Source organism: Echinicola pacifica DSM 19836, assembly GCF_000373245.1.
Classification (GTDB): Bacteria; Bacteroidota; Bacteroidia; order Cytophagales; family Cyclobacteriaceae; genus Echinicola; species Echinicola pacifica.
This window is the reverse complement of the sequence record NZ_KB890738.1, coordinates 224,184-249,165: the sequence shown is the minus strand read 5'-3', so window position 1 is coordinate 249,165 and position 24,982 is coordinate 224,184. Positions and strand designations below refer to the sequence as shown.

The 24,982-nt window shown below is 44.5% G+C and carries 19 protein-coding genes; 9 read left to right on the top strand and 10 right to left on the bottom strand.

The annotated features are described in order from the left end of the window. Complete coding sequence (locus tag B050_RS0101080; RefSeq protein WP_018472018.1) at nt 1-384, bottom strand: TraR/DksA family transcriptional regulator; 384 nt, start codon at nt 382-384, stop codon at nt 1-3. A gap of 191 nt (nt 385-575) precedes the next feature. Between B050_RS0101080 and B050_RS0101075 the strand changes: the two genes are divergently transcribed. Further along, entirely contained in the window at nt 576-1,673 is a 1,098-nt protein-coding gene (locus B050_RS0101075; RefSeq protein WP_189458057.1) for an isoaspartyl peptidase/L-asparaginase family protein, read from the top strand. A gap of 88 nt (nt 1,674-1,761) precedes the next feature. Here B050_RS0101075 and B050_RS21920 read toward each other — a convergent pair whose 3' ends face one another. Continuing rightward, nucleotides 1,762-3,963 (bottom strand): lamin tail domain-containing protein, encoded by a 2,202-nt coding sequence (locus B050_RS21920; protein ID WP_169336236.1) that lies wholly within the window; start codon nt 3,961-3,963, stop codon nt 1,762-1,764. Nucleotides 3,964-4,167: 204 nt separating this feature from the next. Between B050_RS21920 and B050_RS0101065 the strand changes: the two genes are divergently transcribed. Together B050_RS0101065 and B050_RS0101060 are read left to right on the top strand one after the other, a co-directional pair. Continuing rightward, a complete protein-coding gene (locus tag B050_RS0101065) occupies nt 4,168-5,157 on the top strand; it encodes an aspartate-semialdehyde dehydrogenase (protein WP_018472015.1) in 990 nt (329 codons plus the stop codon). Nucleotides 5,158-5,160: 3 nt separating this feature from the next. Next, nucleotides 5,161-6,366 (top strand): THUMP-like domain-containing protein, encoded by a 1,206-nt coding sequence (locus B050_RS0101060; protein ID WP_018472014.1) that lies wholly within the window; start codon nt 5,161-5,163, stop codon nt 6,364-6,366. 49 nt (nt 6,367-6,415) lie between these two features. Here B050_RS0101060 and B050_RS0101055 read toward each other — a convergent pair whose 3' ends face one another. The 4 genes from B050_RS0101055 to B050_RS0101035 form a co-directional block, all read right to left on the bottom strand. After that, entirely contained in the window at nt 6,416-6,649 is a 234-nt protein-coding gene (locus B050_RS0101055) for a hypothetical protein (RefSeq protein WP_018472013.1), read from the bottom strand. Between the two features lie 525 nt (nt 6,650-7,174). Then, complete coding sequence (gene infB, locus B050_RS0101045) at nt 7,175-10,192, bottom strand: translation initiation factor IF-2 (protein WP_018472011.1); 3,018 nt, start codon at nt 10,190-10,192, stop codon at nt 7,175-7,177. Nucleotides 10,193-10,270: 78 nt separating this feature from the next. Beyond that, nucleotides 10,271-11,518, bottom strand: coding sequence for a transcription termination factor NusA (nusA, locus tag B050_RS0101040; RefSeq protein ID WP_026235519.1), 1,248 nt, complete (start codon nt 11,516-11,518; stop codon nt 10,271-10,273). A gap of 5 nt (nt 11,519-11,523) precedes the next feature. Continuing rightward, nucleotides 11,524-11,994, bottom strand: coding sequence for a ribosome maturation factor RimP (locus tag B050_RS0101035; RefSeq protein WP_018472009.1), 471 nt, complete (start codon nt 11,992-11,994; stop codon nt 11,524-11,526). Nucleotides 11,995-12,704: 710 nt separating this feature from the next. Between B050_RS0101035 and cysS the strand changes: the two genes are divergently transcribed. The 6 genes from cysS to B050_RS0101000 all read left to right on the top strand — a co-directional run bounded on the left by cysS (nt 12,705) and on the right by B050_RS0101000 (nt 20,083). Then, nucleotides 12,705-14,198 carry a cysteine--tRNA ligase gene (cysS, locus tag B050_RS0101030; RefSeq protein WP_018472008.1) on the top strand — a complete coding sequence of 498 codons (1,494 nt, stop codon included), beginning with the start codon at nt 12,705-12,707 and terminating at the stop codon, nt 14,196-14,198. After that, nucleotides 14,188-15,174, top strand: coding sequence for a M28 family peptidase (locus B050_RS0101025; RefSeq protein WP_018472007.1), 987 nt, complete (start codon nt 14,188-14,190; stop codon nt 15,172-15,174). The genes cysS and B050_RS0101025 overlap by 11 nt, the downstream gene beginning before the upstream one ends. An 82-nt stretch (nt 15,175-15,256) precedes the next feature. Continuing rightward, nucleotides 15,257-16,294, top strand: a complete 1,038-nt coding sequence (locus B050_RS0101020) for a LacI family DNA-binding transcriptional regulator (RefSeq protein WP_018472006.1) — start codon at nt 15,257-15,259, stop codon at nt 16,292-16,294. 360 nt (nt 16,295-16,654) lie between these two features. Next, entirely contained in the window at nt 16,655-17,725 is a 1,071-nt protein-coding gene (locus tag B050_RS0101010; protein ID WP_018472004.1) for an aldose epimerase family protein, read from the top strand. A 95-nt stretch (nt 17,726-17,820) separates the two neighbouring features. Further along, on the top strand, nt 17,821-18,972 hold the full coding sequence (locus B050_RS0101005; protein ID WP_018472003.1) for a galactokinase: 1,152 nt from the start codon (nt 17,821-17,823) through the stop codon (nt 18,970-18,972). Between the two features lie 58 nt (nt 18,973-19,030). Then, nucleotides 19,031-20,083: a UDP-glucose--hexose-1-phosphate uridylyltransferase gene (locus B050_RS0101000; protein ID WP_018472002.1), complete on the top strand. Its 1,053-nt coding sequence runs from the start codon at nt 19,031-19,033 to the stop codon at nt 20,081-20,083. A gap of 89 nt (nt 20,084-20,172) precedes the next feature. Here the strand turns inward: B050_RS0101000 and B050_RS0100995 are convergent, their stop codons facing one another. The 4 genes from B050_RS0100995 to B050_RS0100980 all read right to left on the bottom strand — a co-directional run bounded on the left by B050_RS0100995 (nt 20,173) and on the right by B050_RS0100980 (nt 24,974). Next, on the bottom strand, nt 20,173-20,802 hold the full coding sequence (locus B050_RS0100995) for a rhomboid family intramembrane serine protease (protein WP_018472001.1): 630 nt from the start codon (nt 20,800-20,802) through the stop codon (nt 20,173-20,175). Between the two features lie 23 nt (nt 20,803-20,825). After that, nucleotides 20,826-21,818 (bottom strand): polyprenyl synthetase family protein, encoded by a 993-nt coding sequence (locus B050_RS0100990; RefSeq protein WP_044201445.1) that lies wholly within the window; start codon nt 21,816-21,818, stop codon nt 20,826-20,828. Continuing rightward, nucleotides 21,805-23,976: a ribonuclease R gene (gene rnr / locus B050_RS0100985; protein WP_018471999.1), complete on the bottom strand. Its 2,172-nt coding sequence runs from the start codon at nt 23,974-23,976 to the stop codon at nt 21,805-21,807. Before rnr ends, B050_RS0100990 begins: the two co-directional genes overlap by 14 nt. Nucleotides 23,977-24,236: 260 nt before the next feature. Further along, nucleotides 24,237-24,974, bottom strand: coding sequence for a 3'-5' exonuclease (locus B050_RS0100980; protein ID WP_018471998.1), 738 nt, complete (start codon nt 24,972-24,974; stop codon nt 24,237-24,239). Between the last annotated feature and the right edge of the window lie 8 nt (nt 24,975-24,982).

Sequence of the window (24,982 nt, the reverse complement as noted above, 5' to 3'; positions counted from 1 at the left end):
TTATTTCTTTGATAGTTTTGCTTCAATAGAGTGCATGGTATGGGGCACTGCTTTTAGCCTTTCTTTGGCGATAAGCTTACCAGTATCCACGCATACACCATAGGTACCATTCTTGATTCTGATCAAAGCATTCTCAAGATTGATGATAAATTTCTGCTGACGCGCTGCCAGCTGACTTAAGCTCTCACGCTCTAGCGTGTCGGCACCATCTTCCAGTAATTTGGAGGTGGAGGCAGTGAAATCTGTTCCACTATCATTTTTTTTGCTTAACGTCTCTTTAAGAGAAAGTAATTCCCCTTTCGCCACGGTCAGCTTACTCATGATTAATTCTTCAAACTCTTTTAATTCATCTCTGGAATAGGATGTTTTCTCTTCTTGACTCATAATTCTACGGCGTTACATGATGATGTCTAAATGATTTTCTTCTTTCAAAAAGTTCCCTAAAATAAGGTGGAGTTTTGGAAAGAAAAAATATGAACTGCATAATTCATGCTAGTTCATTTTATTATTAAGTTATCTGATTTACTATATTGTATAATTACGGAAAAGGTTTGAAAATGATTTATTTTAATTTTATGGAAGGTAGATATCTGTTTTGGATCATTGGGTTGTTTTTAGTTTTTGGACAAGGCTGTTCGCCAAAAAGCAATGAAAAAGAAATATTAGAAAAGGAGCCCCTATCGCAGCAAGATTCTCTAAAGGGCTTTGCGCTGGCCATACATGGTGGGGCAGGCACTATCAAAAGAGAAAATCTTAAGCCTGAGCAGGAAAAAGAATATCGCCAAAAACTAGAAGAAGCCCTAAACGCTGGCTTTGAAGTGCTCGAGAATGGTGGTGAGGCCACCTTAGCGGTGATAGCAGCCGTCCAGGTCATGGAGGATTCACCGCTTTTCAATGCCGGAAGGGGAGCTGTATTTACTCATGATGGCCGTAATGAAATGGATGCCGCTATCATGGATGGGCGGGATAGAAATGCTGGCGCTGTAGCCGAGCTTACCATTGTCAAAAGTCCCATTCAGGGGGCTTACCAAGTGATGATCAATAGCCCTCATGTATTTATGGTGGGGCGCGGCGCAGAGCAGTTTGCCCGCGAGCAAAATCTGGAAATTGTAGATCCTGGGTATTTTAGAGATGAAAAAAGATATCAGCAACTAATGAAAATCCGTGAAACGGAAAAACAACAATTGGATCATTCCTCTATCCGGCAGCTAGAACTGGAGGACCCCTATTTTAATGACCGTAAATACGGCACCGTGGGTGCGGTGGCTCTGGACCAGCATGGCAATATAGCGGCAGCCACCTCCACTGGAGGGATGACCAATAAGCGGTATGGGCGCGTGGGGGATGTGCCGGTAATTGGCGCTGGTACTTATGCTGACAATGCCACCTGCGCTGTTTCCGCCACGGGCCACGGGGAATTTTTTATCAGAAATGTGGTCGCTCATGAGATCGCTTCCATTATGAGGTATGGGAATAAATCGCTCTCTGAGGCCGCAGATGAGGTGGTCATGGAGCAGCTCGTGGAAATGGACGGTAGTGGCGGGGTGATTAGCATTGACCGTTTTGGAAATATTGCTATGCCTTTTAATTCCGCAGGAATGTATAGGGGATATATCCGACAGAAGGGCGAGGCAAAAACTTTCATCTATGGAGATGAGGAGGAAGGCTTATAGCGATCATAGCCTTATTCTCTATATTATAGCTCTGAATAGGCTGTGGGATCATCTTTCCGGATACGATAAATATAATTGTGTCACCTACTTATTTTATTTTACTGCCTATGACCACTGTGTCTTTGAGCGTGATGATTTGCCCGGAAGGATGCACCATCTCCGTAAGCACCACATAGTATCCCGGGCGGAGCCGTGCTCCCTGATCGCTCAGGCCATTCCAGGTATAGAACCCCTGAGCTCCCCATAGAGCATTGGAGCAGATGGTGCGTACAAGCATGCCCTGAGTGCTATAGATCCGGATGGTGCCGGTATAGCCTGGCTTGTCCAGAATATAATTGAGAGTGGTGAATGGCTGCTCTCCCACGGCCTCAGGGAGGAATACCTTCGGCTCAATGATGATTCCCATACCGGCGGTTTCCCCTTCCATAAAGTGACTGTTCTTATAACCAGGACTCGCAAATCCTACAGAGGAAGAGGCCGAATGCCAGTTGTCTGGGTTTAGTGCAGGTTCTATTGGTGAAATTCGCTCCAGCGATACGCCCTTTGAGTCTTGTAAAAGCGGATGGTGAAGGTCCTCACTATAGGTGAATCGCTCGTCCACCTCCTCCTCAGGGCTGAGAATTACCACCGTACCTCCTGCTATCGGATAGCTTGGTAGGCTGGATAGCTCGAGCCATTTGTCAGGCTTTCCTTTGGGATATTCCTGATATAGAAGGCCCAAGTCTGTGCAAAAAACCATATAGTCAAAGGGGGCAAGGATAAGTGTCTCCGTGCTTATGACCTTTTTACTATCCAGTTCGGCTTCTTTTAGATTGGCCAGTTTCCAATCCTGGAGATTGATGAATTTTGGTGAATTATTATAAATCTCCACGAATTTTGGGCTGCCAGATCTGGGGTTGAAGAGGAGCTCATTGATGATAATATCACCTTGTATGGCGATGGAGGGGCGTTGGAAAGGGAGGCTGCTATATTCCTTTTGCAGGGAGTTTCCTGAGCAATCAAACAGGTTTTTTAATTCGATCTTATAGAGTGTTTTTTCTTTTATAGGTTCCTCCAGGCTAATAAATAATTGGTTTTGACTCCCCGGCTTAAAGAAAATTGACTTGATAGCGAGGAATGGAGTGATGGGATAGTCTCCGTAAGTGAGGTTGGAGGCAATATTTTCATCAAAGACCAATTCGAGACTAAGGCTATCGATCACCTTGACCTGTAGGAGCATGGGGCCACGTTGATCTGGGGTATTGTCATATACAGAATTTTGCTTGCCCGGACTGCCTTTTTTTGCATCTTCGGATGCACGTAATAGCAGGCTTTGATCACATTTGAAATAAGGATTGACCACTTCCAAGCTCAGTCCGCCACTGTACTGCCTTGAGCTTTGATAGCTGCTTTTGGAATAGCTCAGGCTGTCGATTACTATTCCAGATTCATCATAGAGGAAGACCTTGTCGCCACCATTGACATATCTGGGCCATTTCTGAATGGGAATTACCTTGCCGTAGGCCCCAAAAGCCTCTTCATATCCCACAGGGCAGAGGATGAGGTATTCGCCAGGAGCAATACTAGCCTCAGGCAAAAGGCCATTTCTTTTGGCGTTTTTGAGGACAAATCCTCCAAGCGATATCGATTTACTGCTGGGGTTAAAGATTTCGACATATTCAGCATAGGGCAGCGGATTGATGGATTTTGGCCCAGGCATGATCTCATTGATGACGAGATCCTTGAAGCCTAGGCTGCTGCTTTGGCGCAGGAGAGTGGAGGTATGGACTGGCGTCAAAAGAAAGCCCTCAGAGGAATAGAGATCCTTTATATAGACCTGAATATTCTCATTAGGCCGCAGGGCTTGGTCCAAGCTTAGGATTACCTGGTGGTTAAATTGGCCCCAGTTTACTTCACTTGGCGTCTGGCCATTGACGGTATAGGAGTCTGGAATCACCACAAAGGTAGAATCGAGGGATTGATTAAAGGATAAGAGGATTTTCTGCGCCGCCAACAGGGTCACTTTGGTCAGTTGGAGGGAATCCAAAGGTGGGCTTTGGGAATTGCTGAAAGGATTTTGCTCCTGTAGTAGTGATAAAGCGCCTTTGTGGGGATCGATTTCGTGATTTATTTTGTGGTATTCTCCTTCGTTAGTGAATGATTTTCCGTAACTTGCGGCACTAAAAATAATAGCTGGCAAAGAGGCAACAGTACTTTGCATTTTGCCATAGGCTAAGGAGGCGTATCCTTGGGATTCTGAGGAAATCACCGAAGCCAAATACACTAGAAGAGTAAGAAGTTTATTTTTCATTGGTTCGAAATTTAATTTCTTAGAATAAAAAGTGCTCGTCCTATCCGGCGAGGGTAACAGGTACAAAAACTGGATTGTCGAATAGATTTTACTTTTGATTGGTAAAAGATATGAGGCAAGCCCATTCAAATCCATTTCAAAATTTTTTGATTTGGAGTAAAGAATAAAATAACAATAAAATTAATAAATAGAAAGTTTTCAATCATGAAATTAGCTGTTGTAGGAGCCACTGGACTAGTGGGCTCGGAGATTCTAGAAGTGCTAGCGGAGCACGATTTCCCTTTTGACGAATTATTACTCGTGGCCAGTGAGCGGTCTGCAGGTAAGAAGATTGAATATAAGGGTAAGGAATTTACAGTTATTGGACTTTCTCAAGCTGTAGCAGAAAAACCAGACATTGCTATATTCTCTGCTGGTGGCGACACTTCTAAGGAGTGGGCCCCGAAATTTGCAGAGGCAGGTACCATCGTTGTGGATAATTCTTCTGCCTGGAGAATGGATCCTACAAAAAAACTGGTAGTTCCTGAAATTAACGCAAAAGATCTGAAAATAGACGATCGCATCATCGCCAACCCTAACTGTTCCACCATTCAGATGGTGCTTGCTCTTAGTAAGTTGAGAGATAGATATGGTATCAAACGAGTGGTGGTATCCACGTATCAGTCCGTTACTGGGAGTGGCATCAAAGCTGTAAACCAGCTTATGGATGAGCGTGCTGGCACTGAGGGTGAAAAGTGCTATCCGCATAAAATTGACCTCAATGTATTGCCTCATATTGATGTGTTCCAGGAAAATGGCTACACCAAAGAGGAAATGAAGATGATCAATGAAACCAAGAAAATTTTTAATGATCCTACTATTCAGGTGACCGCCACCACAGTGAGAATTCCCGTGATGGGAGGTCATTCTGAATCCTTGAATGTTGAGTTCAAGGAGGATTTTGATCTTCAGGAGGTGAAGGACATTTTGGCAGCTACTCCAGGAGTGATCGTGGAGGATGATGTGGCTAATAATGTATATCCTATGCCGATGAATGCCCATAAAAGAGATGAGGTATTCGTGGGTAGATTAAGAAGAGATGAGTCTCAGCCCAATACTCTAAATATGTGGGTGGTGGCTGATAACCTTCGTAAAGGCGCTGCAACCAATGCGGTTCAGATTGCCGAATACTTGGTAGAACATAGCATGGTATAAGTCTTGGCAATTACCGAGCACTATACCTCAGAATTATTTCAATTTGTGCAGGATCATCTTCAGGAAGATCCTGCACAATTGCTTTTACGTCATTCGAAGAAGAATACCTTCGACATTAAGCTTGCCGTAGGCCAAATTGCCGCCAGGCAAAGAGCCAAATCCAAGCTGCCCTTATGGGCCGCAAATCCCTCTGTCATTTTTCCAAAATCAATCTCCCTGGAGCAATGCTCCTCCGAGGAGACCGCAAACTTTAAAAGATCCTTGGTAAATGGCCATTCTCTCATTGACCTCACTGGCGGTTTTGGGGTGGACACTTTCCTGCTTGGCCAGGACTTTTCACATATTACCTATATTGAGCGGGAGGAGGACCTTGCGAGCATTGTAACCTATAACTTTTCGAAACTGTCCCAGGATTCGGATAAATATCAAACTATTAATGCCGATGCTATCGACTTCCTAAGCGGCTGCTCGGAGCAGTTTGATGTTATCAATATTGACCCAGCTAGACGTGGAGGTCATAATCAGAAATTATATCGATTGGGAGATTGCGAGCCGGACGTGTGCAGCCACTGGCCCCTGCTCAGCTCAAAGGCCAAGGTGGTAATGATTAAGGCTTCACCGATGCTGGACCTGAAAGAAGCCCTTAGAGAACTTCCGGAAATCACCGAGCTGCATGTGGTCGCTCATAAAAATGAGGTGAAAGAAGTGCTATTGATCTGGAGGGCTGAGGCCTCACAAGATTTAAGCTGCCCCATTTATGCCTGGGAACTCAGCTCCCAAAACCCTAAGCCCTTTACCTTTGATTTCGAAAGTGAAGCGGAGGTTCAGGTGGCCCTCGGTATGCCGGGCCGCTATTTGGTCATTCCTAATGTTGCCATACTCAAGTCGGGAGCTTTTAAGAGTTTTGCGCAGCAATATAAGCTTGCCAAACTCCATACTCACACCCATCTCTATTCAGGCGATGTTCTATCCGATGGTATTCCCGGAAGGGTCTTTGAGGTGATGGAAGAGGTGAAGTTGGATAAGAAATCCCTAAAAAAGAAATTTAATACTGGCACTGTCAATGTCCTTAGCCGAAACCATCCAATGAAGGCGGAGGCGATCAAGCAGAAGTATAAATTGAAAGACGGTGGGGAAGATTTCCTAATTGCTTGTACGCTTATGGATGGAAGAGCCGCAGCCTATCATTGCAGGAAAGTTGATGAATAAGTCCAGGCAAAATAAAAGCCCACTGGAAGGAGTGGGCGGTAGAAAATTCCTAATGTTGTTCTAGTGAGAGACCATTGATGGCGATTAGCTGATCTAGTCTCACCACCAGGCTGTCTTCCCCAAAAAGATATTCATGACCATTTACATTTCTGATGTCAACGATTTTGGAGCTCGCTTTTAGCATTTGATTGTTCCTTACATACTTGATTTCACAGACTTTACCGAGCGTTGCCCAGGCTTTTAGCTGATCGTAATGACTAAAGGATATTGGTGTACTTTTCATTATTTATTGGTTTAATTCTACAAATCCACCTCCTGAAGTGGAAGCACCAATTATTCAGGTCTCAAAACAGAAAGTGTTCTAATAAGTAATATAAAACGAAAAATAGGGTGGTAAATGTTCCATAAATTTTGATTACCATCCATCGATTACTTTGATCCAGAAACCAGAGCATCCATATAGGCTTGATATATCCCAGCACCATACAGATGAGAGAAGTATAAGCCAGGGTTTTCAATAATAGGAGCAATGCAATGGCCATAGGGGGCTTGGGTATATTTTTTTAGGGTGCAATAATATATTATGCAGTAAGCTTACGAAAATAAGGTACTCAGTGATCAGAAGCAATAGCTTATGCTGTGGATTGAGGGCGTAATAGTTATAGGAGATTGAGGTGCCTTGTCCTAGAGGCTGAGATGAAAAGATGATCGCTGGGGACTGGCTATGGTGGAGCGGCGGAGGATCTGGAAATAAAAAAAGGGCAGAATATAATAAACTGCCCTTTCCAATGAATGTATATAAAGTACTTTATTTTTTGCGTTTGATTTCTCGCATTTCGTACCCTTCGATAGTGTCTTCCAGTTTGATGTCGTTAAATCCTTTGATGGAGATACCACATTCATAACCAGCTTTCACTTCGGCCACATCGTCTTTGAAACGTTTCAACTGATCGATTTCTCCGTCATAGATTACGATACCGTCTCGGATAATTCGTATTTTATTTTTACGAGTTACATATCCATCGGTCACATAGGATCCCGCTACAGTACCCACTTTAGAGATTTTGAATACTTCACGCACCTGGATATTACCAGTGATAAATTCTTCAAATTCTGGCTCGAGCATACCTTCAATAGCATCTTTGATCTGGTTGATGGCATCGTAGATGATAGAGTAATGTCTGATTTCGATTTCCTCTTGTTCTGCCAATCTCTTAGCGGAAGTAGAAGGTCTTACCTGGAAGCCTAGGATGATAGCATCAGAGGCAGAAGCAAGCAATACATCTGATTCAGAGATCTGACCTACCCCTTTATGGATGATGCTTACGCTCACCTCATCTTTGGATAGTTTCAATAGGGAATCGGAAAGTGCTTCCACGGATCCATCCACATCACCTTTGATGATGATATTGAGTTCCTTGAAGCTACCGATAGCCAGACGTCTTCCGATTTCATCCAGGGTGATATGCTTTTTGGTACGCATACTTTGTTCCCTGTTGATTTGTTCTCTGGAGTTGGCGATTTCTCTGGCTTCTCTTTCTGTTTCGTACACTTTGAGGATATCACCAGCTTGAGGGGCACCACTTAGTCCGAGCACCTGTACGGGGGTAGAAGGTTCAGCTTCCTGTACTTTCTGTCCAAGGTGATCAAACATCGCTTTCACACGACCGTAATGTTGACCTGCGAGCATGATATCGCCGATTTTCAAAGTTCCGTTTTGGATCATGACGGTGGATACATATCCACGGCCTTTGTCCAGTGATGCTTCCACCACGGTACCAACAGCTTTTCTATCAGGATTAGCTTTTAGTTCCAGGATTTCTGCTTCGAGCAATACTTTTTCGAGGAGATCATCGACTCCTTGGCCAGTTTTTGCAGAGATTTCCTGAGACTGATATTTACCGCCCCATTCTTCGATCAGGAGGTTCATATTAGCGAGTTCCTCTTTGATCTTGTTAGGGTTGGCGTTTGGTTTATCTACTTTATTGATCGCAAAGATCATCGGAACGCCCGCTACCTGAGCGTGGTTGATGGCTTCTTTGGTCTGAGGCATGATGCTATCGTCCGCTGCGATTACGATGATGGCCACATCGGTGATTTTGGCACCACGGGCTCTCATTGCTGTAAAGGCTTCGTGACCTGGAGTATCAAGGAAGGCGATTTTGTCGCCATTGTCTGTTCTTACATCGTAAGCGCCGATGTGCTGGGTGATTCCCCCTGCTTCGCCGCTGGTTACTTTAGAACTTCTGATATAATCCAGCAAGGATGTTTTACCGTGATCGACGTGACCCATGATGGTCACGATTGGGGCACGTGGTCCCAGATCTTCCGGTGCATCTTCCACTTCGGTCGTTTCTTCATCTTCATCTGCTTTGGTGAATTCGACTTCGTAGCCGAATTCATCTGCGATAATGGTGATGGCTTCTGCGTCCAGACGTTGGTTGATGGATACGAACATGCCTAGGGACATACATACTGAGATGATTTCGTTTACCGTTACATCCAGTAATGAAGCGAGGTCATTGGCTGAGATAAACTCAGTTACCTTAAGGATTTTGCTTTCCTCTTGTCCTTCGTGCTGTTGATCTTTGACACGGTCGCGTTGTTTATCACGACGGTTTTTCTTGCCGCCACCAGATCTTCCGCCGCCTTGCAGTCTGGCAAGAGTTTGTTTGATCTGATCTTGGATTTCTTTTTGAGTAGGTTCAGCTTTTTGGAATCGGCTATTGCCTTTTCCTTTAGCGCCACCACCTACTGGGCGTTTGCGGGCTCCTGGGCCACTATTTCTATTGTCACCTCCCGGTCTGTTACCTTGTGGTCCTCCAGGTCTATTACCTTGAGGGCTACCAGGTCCGCCAGTTCCTGGCTTATCGATACGCTTACGAGGACGTTTTTTCTTATCCTTATTGCGCTCATCAGAGGAGGCTACGGGTTTTGCCTTTTTCTTAGGTCTGTCCTTGGGAAGCTCTATTTTGCCCAATACCGTGAGGCCTTTCAGTGCATCAGCCTTAGCGGAGATGACTTTATTACTGTCATCAGGCTTTTCGATTTTTACTTCTTTAGCTTCTGGTGCAGGTTTAGCTTCTGGTTTAGCGGGTTCAGCAGGCTTTTGTTCTTTAGCTTGAGGTTTTGCCGGAGCAGCTTGAGCAGGTTTCTCCTTAGGTTTGGAGGAATCTTTTGATGCGGTATTTTCCTGTGGCTTCCCAGCTTCAGGAGATGTATTAGGTTTAGCGTCTTCTTTTTGCTGAGGCTTCACAGCCTGAGGTGTTTCTTTAGGTTTTTCCGCAACAGGTTCCGGCTTTTTCTCTACGGGCTTTTCGGCCTGAGGAGTTTCCTTAGGCTTAGGCTCGGCCTTGGGAGCTTCTGGCTTTTCGGCTTTAGGCTCCTCTTTCTTTGCTTGGCCTTTTTGACCAAGATCGATTTTTCCCAGCACCTTGATTCCAGGAAGCTTTTCAGCTTCGGAGGTAATCTTATTCTCCTTCACAGGAGTATCCGGCTGCTCCTTCTTTTTTTCTTCAGGGGCAGGTGCTGGCTTTTTAGCCGGTTCTTCTTTTTTTGCTTCTTCGGGGATGGTCTCTGACTCTGCCTTGATAGTAAACGTCTCATTATGACGTTTTCCTATCGATAGGTGAGAGGCTTCCTCTTTGTCCTGCGCAGAGGACTTAAACTCCTTGGCCAGCATGCTAAACTGCTCCTGGCTGATTTTGGAGTTGGGGTTGCTCTCTACATCAAAGCCTTTTTTCGCCATAGAATCCACAATCGTGGAAATGCCCACGTTGAGTTTTCTGGCTACCTGGCCCAATCGCATCATTTTTTCTTCTGACATACGCTAAAACCTATTGCTAATTTTTTTGATGTAAATATATATCCCCCAGGGAATTATTGCGATTCCTTGAGGTAATATTTACTGTTCAAACTCTTGTTTCAAAATTTTGAAGACCTCCTCGACGGTTTCTTCCTCGAGTTCCGTTCTTCGGGTCAGGTCTGCCACTGTAAGTGCCAATACACTCTTGGCAGTATCCAAACCGGTTTTTTTCAATTCTGCAATTATCCATGCTTCGATTTCATCCGAAAATTCGGACAGATCCACGTCTTCTTCATCTTCATATCCCGACAACTCACGGAATACATCTATCTCATATCCTACTAGACGGCTGGCCAGTCGGATGTTATATCCGCCTTTACCAATTGCCAAAGATACTTGATCAGGCTTTAAAAATACAGAAAGTCGCTTTTCTTCTTCGTTTGCTTGGATAGAACTTACCTTGGCAGGGCTCAACGCTCTGGATACATATAGCTCCAGATTGTCAGTATAGTTGATCACATCGATGTTTTCGTTCTGCAACTCACGAACGACTGCATGGATACGGCTTCCCTTCATTCCAACACAAGCTCCTACTGGATCAATGCGGTCATCATAGGATTCCACTGCCACTTTTGCTCTCTCTCCTGGCTCTCGTACGATCTTTTTGATCGTAATCAAACCATCATATACCTCGGGAACTTCATTTTCAAAGAGTCTTTCTAAGAATATAGGTGAAGTCCTTGAAAGTATAATTCTTGGATTTCCATTCACCATCTCTACCTTATGTACGATGGCACGGGCGGTGTCTCCTTTTCTGAAACGATCCTTCTGGATCTGCTCCGCCTTAGGGAGGATAAGCTCATTGCCGTCTCCATCCATAAGTAGAATCTCCCTGCCCAATATCTGATAAACCTCTGCCGTGATGATCTCTCCTACCAACTCCTCGTATTGTTGGAATAATAGGTCCTTCTCCAAATCCTTGATCTTCTGGATCAAGGTCTGTCGAGCCATCATCACCGCTCTGCGGCCAAAATCTTCTAATTCAATCCTCTCGTAAGTCTCCTCTCCAATCTCAAAATCTGGCTCGATTTTGCGAGCTTCTGAGTGACTGATTTTATCGTGATCCCATATATCTTCGGAATCGTCGTCAACAATCTCCCTGATGCGCCATATTTCAAGGTCTCCTTTATCGGCGTTGATGATCACATCAAAGTTTTCGTCAGTTTCGTATTTTTTACGAATCATCGCTCTAAATACATCTTCCAAGATGCGTATCATCGTAGGACGATCCACATTTTTCGATCTTGCAAATTCTGCAAACGAATCTATCAGAACTTTAGCATCCATTGTTTTTATTTAAAAGAGACTAGTACAATTGATTTTTTTACTTGATCTAAAGCCACATTGAGTTCTTTCTCAACTGCCTTTTTACCCTTTTCCTTCTGCTTGACTAGCAAGGTGATTTCCGCTTGGCCCACTGCCTGCAATTTCCCTTCCAGTTTGTCGCCATTCTCCAAAAGAAGCTCAAGGTTTCTGCCTATATTCTTCTGGTATTGCCTTTTGCTGGTAAGTGGATAGTCAAGACCAGGAGAGGATATTTCTAACACATAGGCCGTTTCTACCAATTCCTTGGCTTCTAACTCCTCGCCTACCGCCCGGCTTACCGTCGCACAGGTGTCAATGTTTAAGCCCTCATCCGAATCAATAAGTACACTGATCTTCTGCTTAGGGCCCTTTTCACTGATGATGATCTCCACCACAAAGTGCGACTCGTCGGGCAAATGCTTGATGACAATCTCCTCGATGGTCTGCTTTAAACTCATATTACATTTACCTATAATGAAAGAGGGGACGATGTGTCCCCTCTTGTAAACGACTAAATACGATACAAATGTAATAAATTTTTTTTCGTAAAAAAAGTAGGGATGCTGAGAATAAATTATTCAGATGCCTTTATTTAACCAATATATCCTATAATCTGTCTCTTCTTTGCCTTTTTGATTATCATGGATTGAGAAATGACCATGGATCGGAAAAAATATCCTATACCTTAGAAGCCTTACGACAACCCACCATTACTATTAATCAACACTTCAAAAGCTGTAAATGAGTTGCTAAGTTCTCAAGTCTCCTTCCTCAAGTCTTCGTCCTGGATAATAATTTCCTATTGAGCTTAAAACAATTACCTACAAATGACCTGTCCTTTGAGTAGATGCAGTGATAGATCCTGATTTCTATCTTTTTTGTTAAGAATAAATTGTCCATAATAGCCATAATGATTACTGCTTAGGCATAACAAATAATAGGATTGAAATAGGGGATGGTCTCGGGGAGACGACCTTAGTTTTTGGGATTCTGTTCTCTTGCCCTCACTAGATGTTTAGTGAAGAAACTTTATATTTGAATGCATATTGGATTTATTTTTGAGGAAGGGGAGTTTTTTACATGGATCAAATGTATTTTGAATTATAAAAGATAGTTTTGTATTTCAATCAACTGCTATTATCCTACTGTTTTCATTAAATTTGTTTTTATGATTTCGAAAGAACTGAAGATTTATAACACGCTTAAGCGTGACAAAGAACTTTTTGAACCGATTAAGCCACCTTTGGTGGGAATGTATGTGTGTGGACCTACGGTATATGGTGATGCGCATTTGGGTCATGCCCGGCCGGCGATTACTTTTGACACGGTTTACCGTTACCTGCATCATTTGGGATATAAGGTGCGCTATGTGCGTAATATTACGGATGTAGGACACTTGCAAGGTGATGCAGATGAAGGGGAAGATAAAATCGCCAAAAAAGCGAAGTTGGAGCAGCTTGAGCCTATGGAAGTAGCCCAGCACTATACCGATTCCTATCATCGGGATATGGATCTGCTTAATACTAATAAACCGAATATTGAGCCTCGCGCTACCGGACATATTCCTGAGCAAATTAAGCTGGTCGAGGATATCCTTGAGGCGGGTTTTGCCTATGTGGTCAATGGCTCGGTGTATTTTGATGTGCTTAAGTACAATGAGGAGAAGCCTTATGGCAAGCTTTCTGGTCGCGTGGTGGAAGAGCTATTGAGCGGAAGCAGGACCTTGGACGGGCAAGACGAAAAGCGTAACCCTATCGATTTTGCGCTGTGGAAGAATGCCGCTCCAGAGCACCTGATGAAATGGACCTCCCCATGGGGAATGGGCTTCCCTGGCTGGCACCTGGAGTGTACAGCCATGAGCTCCAAATACCTCGGAAACCAGTTTGATATCCACGGTGGTGGAATGGACCTGATGTTTCCGCACCATGAATGTGAAATCGCACAAGGAAATGCGGGGCATGGTCAGGATCCCGCAAACTACTGGATGCATAATAATATGATCACCATCAATGGTCAAAAGATGGGGAAATCCCTAGGGAATTTCATCACCTTGCAGGAGCTATTTACCGGTAAGCATGAGCTGCTAAACCAGTCGTATTCCCCGATGACCATCCGATATTTTATTCTTACAGCCCATTATAGGTCCACCCTGGACTTTTCTAATGAGGCGCTCCAAGCGGCTCAGAAGGGATATATCAAAATTATAAATGGCCTGCGCATTGCCAAAAGCCTTCAATATCAGCCTCTGGAAAATACGGCTGTGGATGAAAAGCTGGTGGACCAGGTGCAGAAAAGTATCGATAGTGCTTACCGAGCAATGAATGATGACTTCAACACCGCTCAAGCCATCGGTCACTTATTTAACCTGCTCAAGAAAATTAATAGTATTTATACTGGACAACTCAGTTCAGCAGCCCTTGGTAAGGAAACCTTTGAAAAACTAATACAGACCTTCATCGTTTTTGTAGAAGAGATTCTTGGTTTATTTGAAGAGAAATCAGATAAGCAGCAGCAGCTGTTGGAGCTTCTTCTGAAGCTATACCAAGAGGCTAAATTGGGCAAGGATTACGACAAAGTCGATGAAATCCGTGCCTCACTAAAATCAATGGGTATCGTGGTCAAAGACATGAAAGACAAAGTAGATTGGGCTTATGAAGAATAAACTTATCCTTGCAGCAATGTTTTTGCTGCTGGTAGCATGTGGCGAAAGTAATAAGGATAGCAGCATACAGCAGCAGGCGGTGGAAGTTCCTTCTCAGCCTGTGCCTGAATTCAGCGCAGATTCGGCTTACTTATTTATTCAGAAACAAGTAGATTTTGGACCTCGGGTGCCTAATACTCCCGAGCATAAGGAAGCCGCAGACTGGCTGCAGGCCAAATTCAAATCCTATGGCATGGAGGTCTCCGCTCAGCAGTTTACCGCTGAGGCCTATGATGGCAAGCAGCTAGACCTTACCAATATCATCGCTTCTTATAATCCTTCGGCAAAGAAACGTATAATCCTGGCAGCCCATTGGGATTCCCGCAGGGTGGCCGATAAGGATACTGAGAGGATCAACGAACCCATCGATGGGGCCAATGATGGTGGCTCTGGGGTGGGGGTTCTAATAGAAATCGCCCGAAATATAAGCGTCAGCACAGATAAGCTTGCCGTAGGAGTGGATTTCATCCTCTTCGATGGGGAGGATGACGGCAAGCCTGAGTCCGCAAAAGCAGGAGGAAATGATGCCAAGTGGTGGTGTTTAGGCTCTCAATATTGGGCCAAAAACCCTCATGAACGTGGCTATGCCGCCTATTATGGGATATTGCTCGATATGGTAGGAGCCAAAGGCGCTCGATTCTATAAAGAAGGAGTGTCCTTGCAATATGCCAAAAATATCGTCACCAAAGTATGGAACAATGCCCATGCGATTGGCCATAGTGATTTCTTTCAGATGCGCGAATCTCATGCTATTACAGATGATCATATTGCCGTAAATGAGATTGCTAAAATACCCATGATTGATATTATCGACTATTCACCGGATTTTGGTTTTGGACGGTATCATCATAAGCATGCGGATAATATGGATATTATTGACAAAAGAACCCTCAAGGCCGTAGGAGAAACGGTGCTTTATACCATTTATCAAGAATAATCTGCCTCACCCTCCTCTCCAGGGGGGCCGGGATCTCCTAAATACTGGGATATTGCCGCATTAAGCCAATAATGAAAATAGGATGAAAAAAGGACAAGTTACCATTAGGGATATTGCGCTGAAGCTGAATATCAGTATTTCTACCGTCTCCCGGGCACTCCGGGATTCTCCAGAAATCAAGCTGGAGACCCGCAAAAAAGTGCTTGCCTTGGCGGAAAAGCTTAATTATACCCCTAATGTGGTGGCCCAGAGTCTGCGGGTAAATAAAACAAAAACCCTCGGAATCGTTGTCCCAGAGCTGGCTTCTCATTTTTTTGCCTCCAATATTAGTGGTATTCAGGATACCGCCTATAAACGCGGATATAATGTGATGATCTGCCAGTCTAATGAGAATTTTGAGCAAGAGAAATCCGATATTCGCACACTGATCTCCAGTAGGGTGGATGGCCTCCTGATCTCTTTGTCCCGTGAGACGAGCTCCTTTGAGCATCTGCAGCATCTTATTGACCGAGAAATTCCCTTTGTCCTTTTTGACCGCATAGTGGAAAACCTCCCTGTCTCCACAGTTACCGTCGATGATAGCCTAGGTGCCTATAATGTGGTGCAGCACCTTTTGCAGCAAGGCTGCCAAAAGATCGCCTTTATCAGCGGCCCTAAGGAAATGTATATCTGCAAGAAAAGAATAGACGGCTATCAGAAAGCACTGGAAGAGGCCGAGCTCCAGCATCCTTATAATAATGTCCAGTTCAGTGACCTGACCAATGAGGATATTCGTCGGATTACCCATGAGCTATTAGACCAAGAAGAAAGACCGGATGCTATTTTTGCCCTTAATGATCCTGTGGCCGTGGAAGTGCTCAAAGTCCTCAAAGCAAAGGGACTCTCCGTTCCAGAAGATATTGCACTGGTTGGGTTTACCAATATGCCTTTCTCCGATGCACTGGAGCCTTCCCTCAGTACCGTTGATCAGCCGGCCTATGAGATGGGACGTCTAGCGGCAAATAACCTACTCGACCAACTGATGAATCCAGCTGATTTTCAGCCCAAAAACCTGGTGCTAGACACCGAGTTAGTGATTCGTCATTCCTCCAGTAAAAACAATGCCATGCCTAAGGGCTAAAGCCGGATTTTTTTTAGGAATTAGTCGAAGATGATCGATGCAAAACCTGCATTTTTCTCCACTCATCAATAATACATTATTCTTCCCCTTACTTGGTGAAACTGAGCTATATCGCTCTGGTCTGCATCATTATGGCCGCGCCAAATCCTATTGAACAGTAGGCAGTTGCTAGAAGCTTGGTAAGTAATCCATGTGCCAAGGTTTTTCTATATTTTATCAAATTTGCCGAATGATAACGTTTTCGGGAACGTTTTTTTAAAAGTTTGGCCATTTATTTCCTGTTTTACACTTTTTTTATTGGTTAATTTGATAATTGCAAACCAACGAAATTATCATACTAACCAAGCAACTGCCTAATAAATGAATACCCAAACACCCATTAGCCTTAAGGTACAACAAACCTCCTTTGGTAAAACTACTAAGGGGGAAGACGTCTTACTTTTTACCATTTCCAATGACTTTGGCATGAGCCTGAAAGTTATGGATTATGGAGCCACTGTTACCCATTTGATGGTGCCAGACCGATCTGGCAAGCTCACCGATGTGGTTTTGGGCTTCGACACTTTTGAAGAGTATAAATCTGAGGCTTACCATAAGGCTAATGCCTTCATGGGCTGTGCCGTCGGTAGAGTCTGTAATCGTATTCATAAGGGTAAATTTTCATTGGATGGCATAGACTATCAGCTAGCCCAAACTAATGGAGATCATCACCTGCATGGAGGAGAAATAGGTTTTGACAAAAAAATATGGTCCTCTGAGGTACTGGAAGATGGGGTGGCATTTCACTACACCAGCCCTGACGGGGAGGAAAATTATCCTGGCGAGCTTAAGGTCACCGTGCGCTATCGCTTGGTGGATGGGAATGCCCTTAGAATAGAATATGAAGCTAGCACCACTAAGGCGACCGTGGTGAACTTCACCAATCACTCGTACTTCAACTTATCCGGAGACCTGTCACAATCCGCACTAGATCATCAACTGCAGGTAAATGCTCCATGGTATATTCCTGTAATAGAGGGGAGCATTCCCACCGGTGAAATTTTATCGGTAAAGGACACGCCATTTGATTTCCTAGCCCCTAGGAAAGTAAGGGAAGCCGTCTTCTCTAGCCATGCCCAGATCAAGATCGGGAATGGCCTTGATCAGACTCTGGTCTTTGGTAAGGAGGAAGAAAAAGCCAAATTGAAGGCGGAAGAAACGGGAATCACCATGACGGTCCATAGTTCTGAGCCAGGGATGCAGGTATATACTGCCAATTATTTCGATGGTAGCCTGACTGGCAAAGGCAAGAACTTTCCTCAGCATGCAGGAATCGCCATGGAAACACAGCATTTTCCAGATTCCCCTAACCAGCCGCATTTCCCATCTGTAGTTTTGAGGCCTCAGGAGAAATTTGAGAGCTTCACAAGCTACCAGTTTTCTGCGGAATAATACCCTATAGTTATTCGCCGAGCGAGCTTCGGATGCTGGTGCCGGCAAGTCGGTGGTAAAAGAAAAATAAAGCGCATATCATTAATTATAATAACATGAATCCCACTATAATTCAAGCAAAATTTAAGTCCCTATTTGAGCAAGAGCCGATCGTGGTGAAGTCCCCGGGGAGGATCAATCTTATCGGTGAGCATACCGACTATAATGAAGGGTTTGTACTGCCTGCGGCCATTGACAAGGAAATCGTGATCGCGGTGCAGAAAAATGGAACTCAGGAATGTCATTTGTTTTCCTATGATTTTGAGGAATCCTTATCTTTTGATCTGGAGGATTTTGAGCGTATGGAAGGAGGCTGGGGTAATTATGTGATGGGAGTGGTCGCACAGCTACAGCAGGCAGGACATTCCTTGGAGGGATTTGATTTGGTATTTGGTGGAGATGTCCCGGTAGGAGCAGGACTTTCCTCTTCGGCGGCGGTAGAAAATGGCGTTTGCCTGGCCTTAAGTGAGCTTTTTGACCTCGAATTGGCTCGATTAGACATGCTTAAGTTTGCCCAAAAGGCTGAGCATGAGTTTGCAGGGGTTCAGTGCGGTATCATGGACCAATTTGCCTCCATGATGGGCAAGGAAAATCATGCCATCCGCCTGGATTGTCGCTCTTTGGAGTACAGTTATTTTCCGATTGATCTGGGGGACTATCAGATCATCCTCTGCGATACGCAGGTGAAACATTCCCTGGCAGATTCCGCCTATAATGAGCGGAGAAGGGAATGTCAGGAGGGAGTAGCTGCGGTGCAGCAAAAGCATTCTTCCGTCAATAGCCTAAGAGATGTGAGCCTCGGGATGTTGGAAGAGGTGAAGGAAGAGGTGTCTCAAGTGGTATATACTCGATGCAAATATGTGATTGAAGAAAACGAACGGCTTCTTAAAGGTTGTGAATTATTAGAAAAAGGAGATATCAAAGGCTTTGGTCAGCAGATGTATGGCTCACATGATGGGCTATCCCAGATGTATGAGGTGAGCTGTAAGGAACTAGATTTCTTAGCCGACTTTGCAAAAACCTCCGCTTTGGCGGCTGGCGCTAGGATGATGGGAGGCGGTTTTGGTGGCTGCACCATCAATCTCGTGACCAAAGCTGGAAAGGAAGAATATGAAAAACAAATCGCTGAAGCCTATAAGCAGGCCTTTGGTACAGACCTTAAGATCTATGAGGTGGCGGTGACTGACGGCACCAGACGGGTGAGCTGATAATAGCAGCCTAGCCTTACTTTTAATTGTCAAACCTAATTTTACCTATACTAATATAATGTCTGATTTTAATTTTGAAGATCATAGCCATCGCAGATATAATCCTTTTACGGGAGAATGGCTTCAAGTATCCCCCCACCGTGGGAAGCGCCCTTGGCAGGGACAAGAGGAGGACGCCAGTGATGCTGCTAAGCCTGCATATGATGAAAAGTGCTATTTATGTCCCACGAATACCCGTATCAATGGGGAGATAAACCCTGATTATACCGGAAGCTTTGTATTCCAAAATGATTTTGGGGCGCTTACGGCTGATATTCCCGAAGGGGAGCTTTCGGATGGGGAGTTTTTTAAAGCTAAAAGCGAACGTGGGCTATGCAAGGTGATCTGCTTTTCACCACGCCATGATCTTACCATTCCTGAGTTGGATCAGGAGGCGATCACTAAGGTGGTGGCGCTATGGAAGAAGGAATATGAGGAGCTAGGACAGCGTGATTTTATCAACTATGTTCAGATTTTCGAAAATAAAGGCGCTGTGATGGGCTGCTCAAATCCGCACCCTCATGGACAGATATGGGCTCAGGAATCCGTGCCTGTAGAACCTGCCAAAAAACAGGAGAAGTTTTCTGCTTATTACCAGAAATATAAGCGTAGTATGGTGGTGGACTATGTACTGGAAGAGCTGGCGAAAGGCGAGAGGATATTATTTGAGAACGACTATTTTGTAGGTTTGGTGCCTTTCTGGGCCGTATGGCCATTTGAAGCGATGATCGCTCCTAAGGTGGCTATCGGTTCGCTCTCAGAGCTGGATCAGAAACAAATGGAAGCCCTTGCCGATGCCTACCGTCAGCTGACGGTGATGTATGATAATGTGTTTAAAGTATCTTTCCCTTATTCCGCTGGGCTTCATCAGGCGCCTACCGATGGGCAGAAGCACCCTGAATGGGATTTGCATATGGTTTTCTATCCGCCGCTGTTGAGGTCTGCCACAGTCAAAAAGTTTATGGTAGGCTACGAAATGTTAGCTAATCCACAAAGAGATATCACCGCTGAATCTGCCGTGAAAATATTGAAGAGTCAGGATAAAGTACATTACAAAAAAAAGGGAGTCTGATAGACTCCCTTTTTTTTACATTTCTGAATTTCTTAGCCCAAAAGCTTAGAAAATAATTACTGTCCGGGGCAGAGTACTGCTGACCATGATCAGAAGGGTCTATATTTCACCACTTGATCGATGAAATGGGATAGACTCTCGGGATATAATAGTACAATAAAGGCAATTCCAAAAATGGCTCCATACAAGTGGGCGTCATGATTTATGGAATCGTTTTGCTGCTTACTTTTGAAGGCTGAATAGCCAAGGAATAAAATCCCGAGTATAAATCCAGGAAGGCAGAGAATGCCAAAGAGGCAGATATCAGCCATGGGCATCAGGATAATACTGGCAAAAACCGCCGCTGAGGTGCCTCCCGAAGCACCCAAGGCTTGGTAGCCCGGGTGGGCCTTCTCTTTCAGATAAGTCGGAATATCCGCTATGACGATAGCTGCGATATAAAACAGCACGAAGACGATTATGCCCGTGCTGGCGCCAAATTTCATGGTCAAAAAGGACTCCACCAACCTTCCAAAAAAGTAGAAGGTAATCATATTGAATAGCAGGTGCATCCCATCCTTATGGATAAAACCCGAACGAATAAAACGGCTCCATTCCTTATTGGTTTGGATGCGGTAAGGGATAAACATGCTATCATGCAGGTAATTGGGCTGTTTCCATCCAATAATGGTGCTGATGGCTGTAATTATGATGATAAGTACGGTCGCGGAGATTTCCATGAATAAAATAGAAGTAGAAGAATTTATTTTTCTCGGTCAATGAGATTTAGCGTCAGGCCTTTGAGTGCCTTGAGTGCTTCATGGTCATTTACCTGCACCTGGTCAAGGTGCTGGAAGCCTAGTTCAAAATAGGATTCCATTTTCGCCTGGGAGATATCTTTGATCTTTAGCCTGTCATAGATCTGGGTGATAGCTTTCACCTTATCTTCTGCCTGGAAAGTCTGCTGATTCAGCCAATGGTGTAATTGGTCCAGCTCCTCGCCTTGAGCAGTCTCGAGGGCTTTGATCAGCAGGAAGGTTTTTTTATTGGCGAGGATGTCTCCACCGACTTGTTTCCCAAATTTAGCCTTGTCGGCATATACATCCAGCAGATCATCCTTTAGCTGAAAGCCAATTCCGATATTGACGCCAAAGTCATAGAGATGCTGGGAATCTTTGACGGAGGCGCCACCAAGTATGGCTCCATATTGCAAGGCAAAACCTAGCAAAACGGCGGTTTTTTGGCGGATCATTTGTATATACTCCTGCTCAGAGACTTCTTCCCTTTGCTCGAAATTCATATCCCACTGCTGTCCTTCACAGACCTCTGCGGCGGTTTGATTAAAGAGTTTCAGGCAAATGGCCAGCTTATCTTCCGGCACAAAGGAGAGCATTTCATAGGCTCGCACTAGCATGACATCTCCTGAGAGAATAGCGGTATTAGTATTCCACTTTTTGTGCACCGTTTGCTGTCCCCGTCGGAGGGGAGCAGCATCCATGATATCATCATGAACCAGGGTGAAGTTATGAAAGATCTCCACTGCAGCAGCAGGCGTAAGGGCTTTTTGGTAGTCCTTATCGTATAGCGAATAAGCCAATAGCGTGAGTAAAGGGCGAATTCTCTTGCCCCCCAAACTCATTATATATGTAATCGGCTCATATAATTCCTTGGGATTCTCTCCGTAAGACAGTCCTTCCAAGTGCTGTTCTAACTGCTGCATCAGCTCATGGCTGAAATGGGTTTTAGTCATTGTCATTTGCAAATTCCAAATCTATGGTTCTTCTATCAATATCCGTGTTCACTACGCGGACCCTTACCTGGTCACCCAGGGTTATCATTTTCTTATTTTTGGCACCGATCAGGCGCATATGCTTCTCATCAAATTCATAATAATCATCCTGCATATCTTGCAGTCGGATCATTCCTTCGCATTTGGTTTCTGTAATTTCTACAAATATACCCCATTCGGTGATACCTGAAATTATTCCAGCGTAAGCTTTGTCCTCTGCCAAGGCCATAAATTCTACCTGCTTATACTTAATGGAAGCTCGCTCGGCATCTGCCGCCCGCTTTTCCCTCTCAGAAGAATGGATACATTTATCTTCCCACTCTTTCTCCTCCGGGGACTTACCTCCATCCAGGTAATGCTGTAGCAGACGGTGAACCATCATATCCGGATACCTTCTGATCGGCGAGGTGAAGTGTGTATAATGCCTGAATGCCAAACCAAAATGGCCTTTTGGCTCCGTCGTATAGCGCGCTTTGGCCATACTTCTGATCGCCAATTGCTCCAAGACGTTCTGCTCAGGCTTACCCACAATCTCCTCCATTAGCTTATTTAGCGTTGCGGAGATTCGGGTTTCCTCATTTATATTGATCTCATGACCAAACTTCTTAGCAAAATTAGAGAAGGTCTCCAGTCGTTCCAAGTCAGGATGGTCGTGAGTCCTATAAACAAAGGTGTCCTTGCCTTTGTTTTTATTATAGATAAATTCTGCCACCACCTTATTGGCTAGTAGCATATATTCCTCAATCATCTTGTGGATGTCTTTCCGCTCCTTGATCATCAGGCCAAGAGGGGTGCCATCTTCATCCAGCTTGAATTTTACCTCTACGGTTTCAAAATTAATGGCCCCGTTTTTAAACCTTCTCTTACGGATTTTCTTCGCAAGATTATTCAATAAGGTCAGTTCAGAATAAAAATCCCCTTCCTGCTTATCGATATTCTCCTGCGCTTCCTCATAAGCAAAGCGCCTGTCGGAGTGAATAACCGTCCTGCCAATCCACTGATCGAGTACATCGCCATTTTCATCGATCTCAAAGACACATGAAAAGGTGAGCTTGTCCTCATTGGGTCTCAATGAGCATAGGCCATTGCTGAGTCTCTCAGGGAGCATAGGGATGGTCCTGTCCACCAGATAGACGGAAGTAGCACGATTATAGGCTTCTTTTTCCAGGATGGTCTTTGGCTTTACATAGTGAGTGACATCTGCGATGTGCACGCCGAGTTGTATATTGCCGTTTGCCAGTCGCTGGTAAGAGATGGCATCATCAAAGTCCTTAGCATCTGCAGGGTCAATGGTGACGGTGGTCACATCTCTGAAATCCCTTCGGTTTTTGATCTCTGACTCAGGGATTTTTTCGGATATCGCCTCTGCTTCTTGCACCACCTCTTCGGGGTACTCAAATGGAAGACCAAACTCTGCCATGATGGAGTGAATCTCCACCTCGTGGTTTCCTGCTTCACCCAGGACTTGAGTGACTTTCCCTGATGGGTTCTTATCGTCTTCTCTCCATTCGGTGATCTTGACGATTACTTTTTGATTATGCTGAGCGCCATTGAGGTCCGCTTTACGAACGAATATATCATGGTGCATTTTTTTGAAGTCGGAGACTACAAAGGCAAAACGTGGAGAGATCTCTACTCTACCTACAAACTCCTCACGGGCTCTTTTGACCACTTCCAAGACTTTTCCTTCCCGTTTTTGGCCATGTTGCTTCTGTGGGAAGACCTGAATGCGGACACGGTCGTCATCCAGGGCGTTTTTGAGATCCCGGGATTTTACTAATATATCCTCTTCTCCTTCAGCCTTATGATCAGGCACTACAAAGGCAAAACGAGGATTTACGAAATCTACGGTGCCTTCTATAAAATCAGGTGCCTTGGTGGAGGAGAAATGGTTTCGGGGATTCCTGGATACCGATCCCGCTTCCACCAGCTTATTGAGCACTGGCTCCACACCACCCTTGGTGATCTTGTCGCGGATATTTAGTTTTCTGATAAGTTGCTTGATGGCGAATTCCTCGCCAAAATTATTGTCCAAAAAGTTCAATATGCGATCTGCTAATTGAGCAGAATTGGAAATAGGTTTTTCCTTCTTTCCTTTATTATTTTTTCTTGGTTGTTTGCTCATAAAAATGAATGTTTTTCTGATTCAGGCCTTTTTAAAGCCGAATATTATTTAAAATTTTAATTTTTTGCAGGCTGGGTGAGTAGGTTCCTGCTTGCCTATTGGTCAGCGGTGGTGATGCTGCAAATATACGGAGTAGGTTTGAGGAACGTAGCATCTAAGAGAAATTTACCCCAGCTGACCTTTCCAGCTAAGTCCTACAACAATGAATGCTGTACTTTAGTGCAATTTCACCCTTACTATTTGTGCGCGACAGCAGCCACTTAGCCCTGCTCTGGTGTGTCCAGATCGATTATCTGAAGATCCATATCGCCAGGGAGACCTTGAAATGCCAAGTATATTTTTGCCGTGACCACCACATCCTTTACACAATAAGTCCGGATCGATTGGAGATTATTGTCTTCATAAAAGACCCTATTGACTTCACTCCCATTAATATCGTCCTTCGAACTGGGGATATCAAATAAGGAGGCCAATAACTCCAGTCGGGTATAATGCTTATAATCCCCGAATTTCCAGAGCTCCAAGGTGTCAAGGTGCTTCAATTCCCATGGTTTCTTCCCTGCAAGTTGCAGCACATTAGGCAGCGGGATGCGGTTCGCAAGCATTCTTCTGCACAAATAAGGGAAATCAAATTCCTTGCCGTTATGAGCACATAAGGTCCAGTTTTTTTTCTCCAAAATATCCCGAAACGCCCAGAGGATCTCATGCTCATCTGCTGAGGCCAGGCTTTTGGTTCTGAATTGGAGTTGGTCCAGGTCGGGATTATAGGAGAAATAACCCATGCCAATGCAGATGACCCGTCCAAATTCGGCATAAATGCCTGCCTTCTCAAAATATAGCTGGGCTGCATCCATGTTTTCATCAGTGGAAATTCGAGAGGCTTTTAGATGCCACTCTTCCTGCATTCGCTCCGGCAGCTCCTCCAGATGGTGTGTGGAGGCGGCAGTTTCTAGGTCTAGAAATAAAATATTCTTTAGCTCACTGAAAAAATCTGCCATAGCTTTTC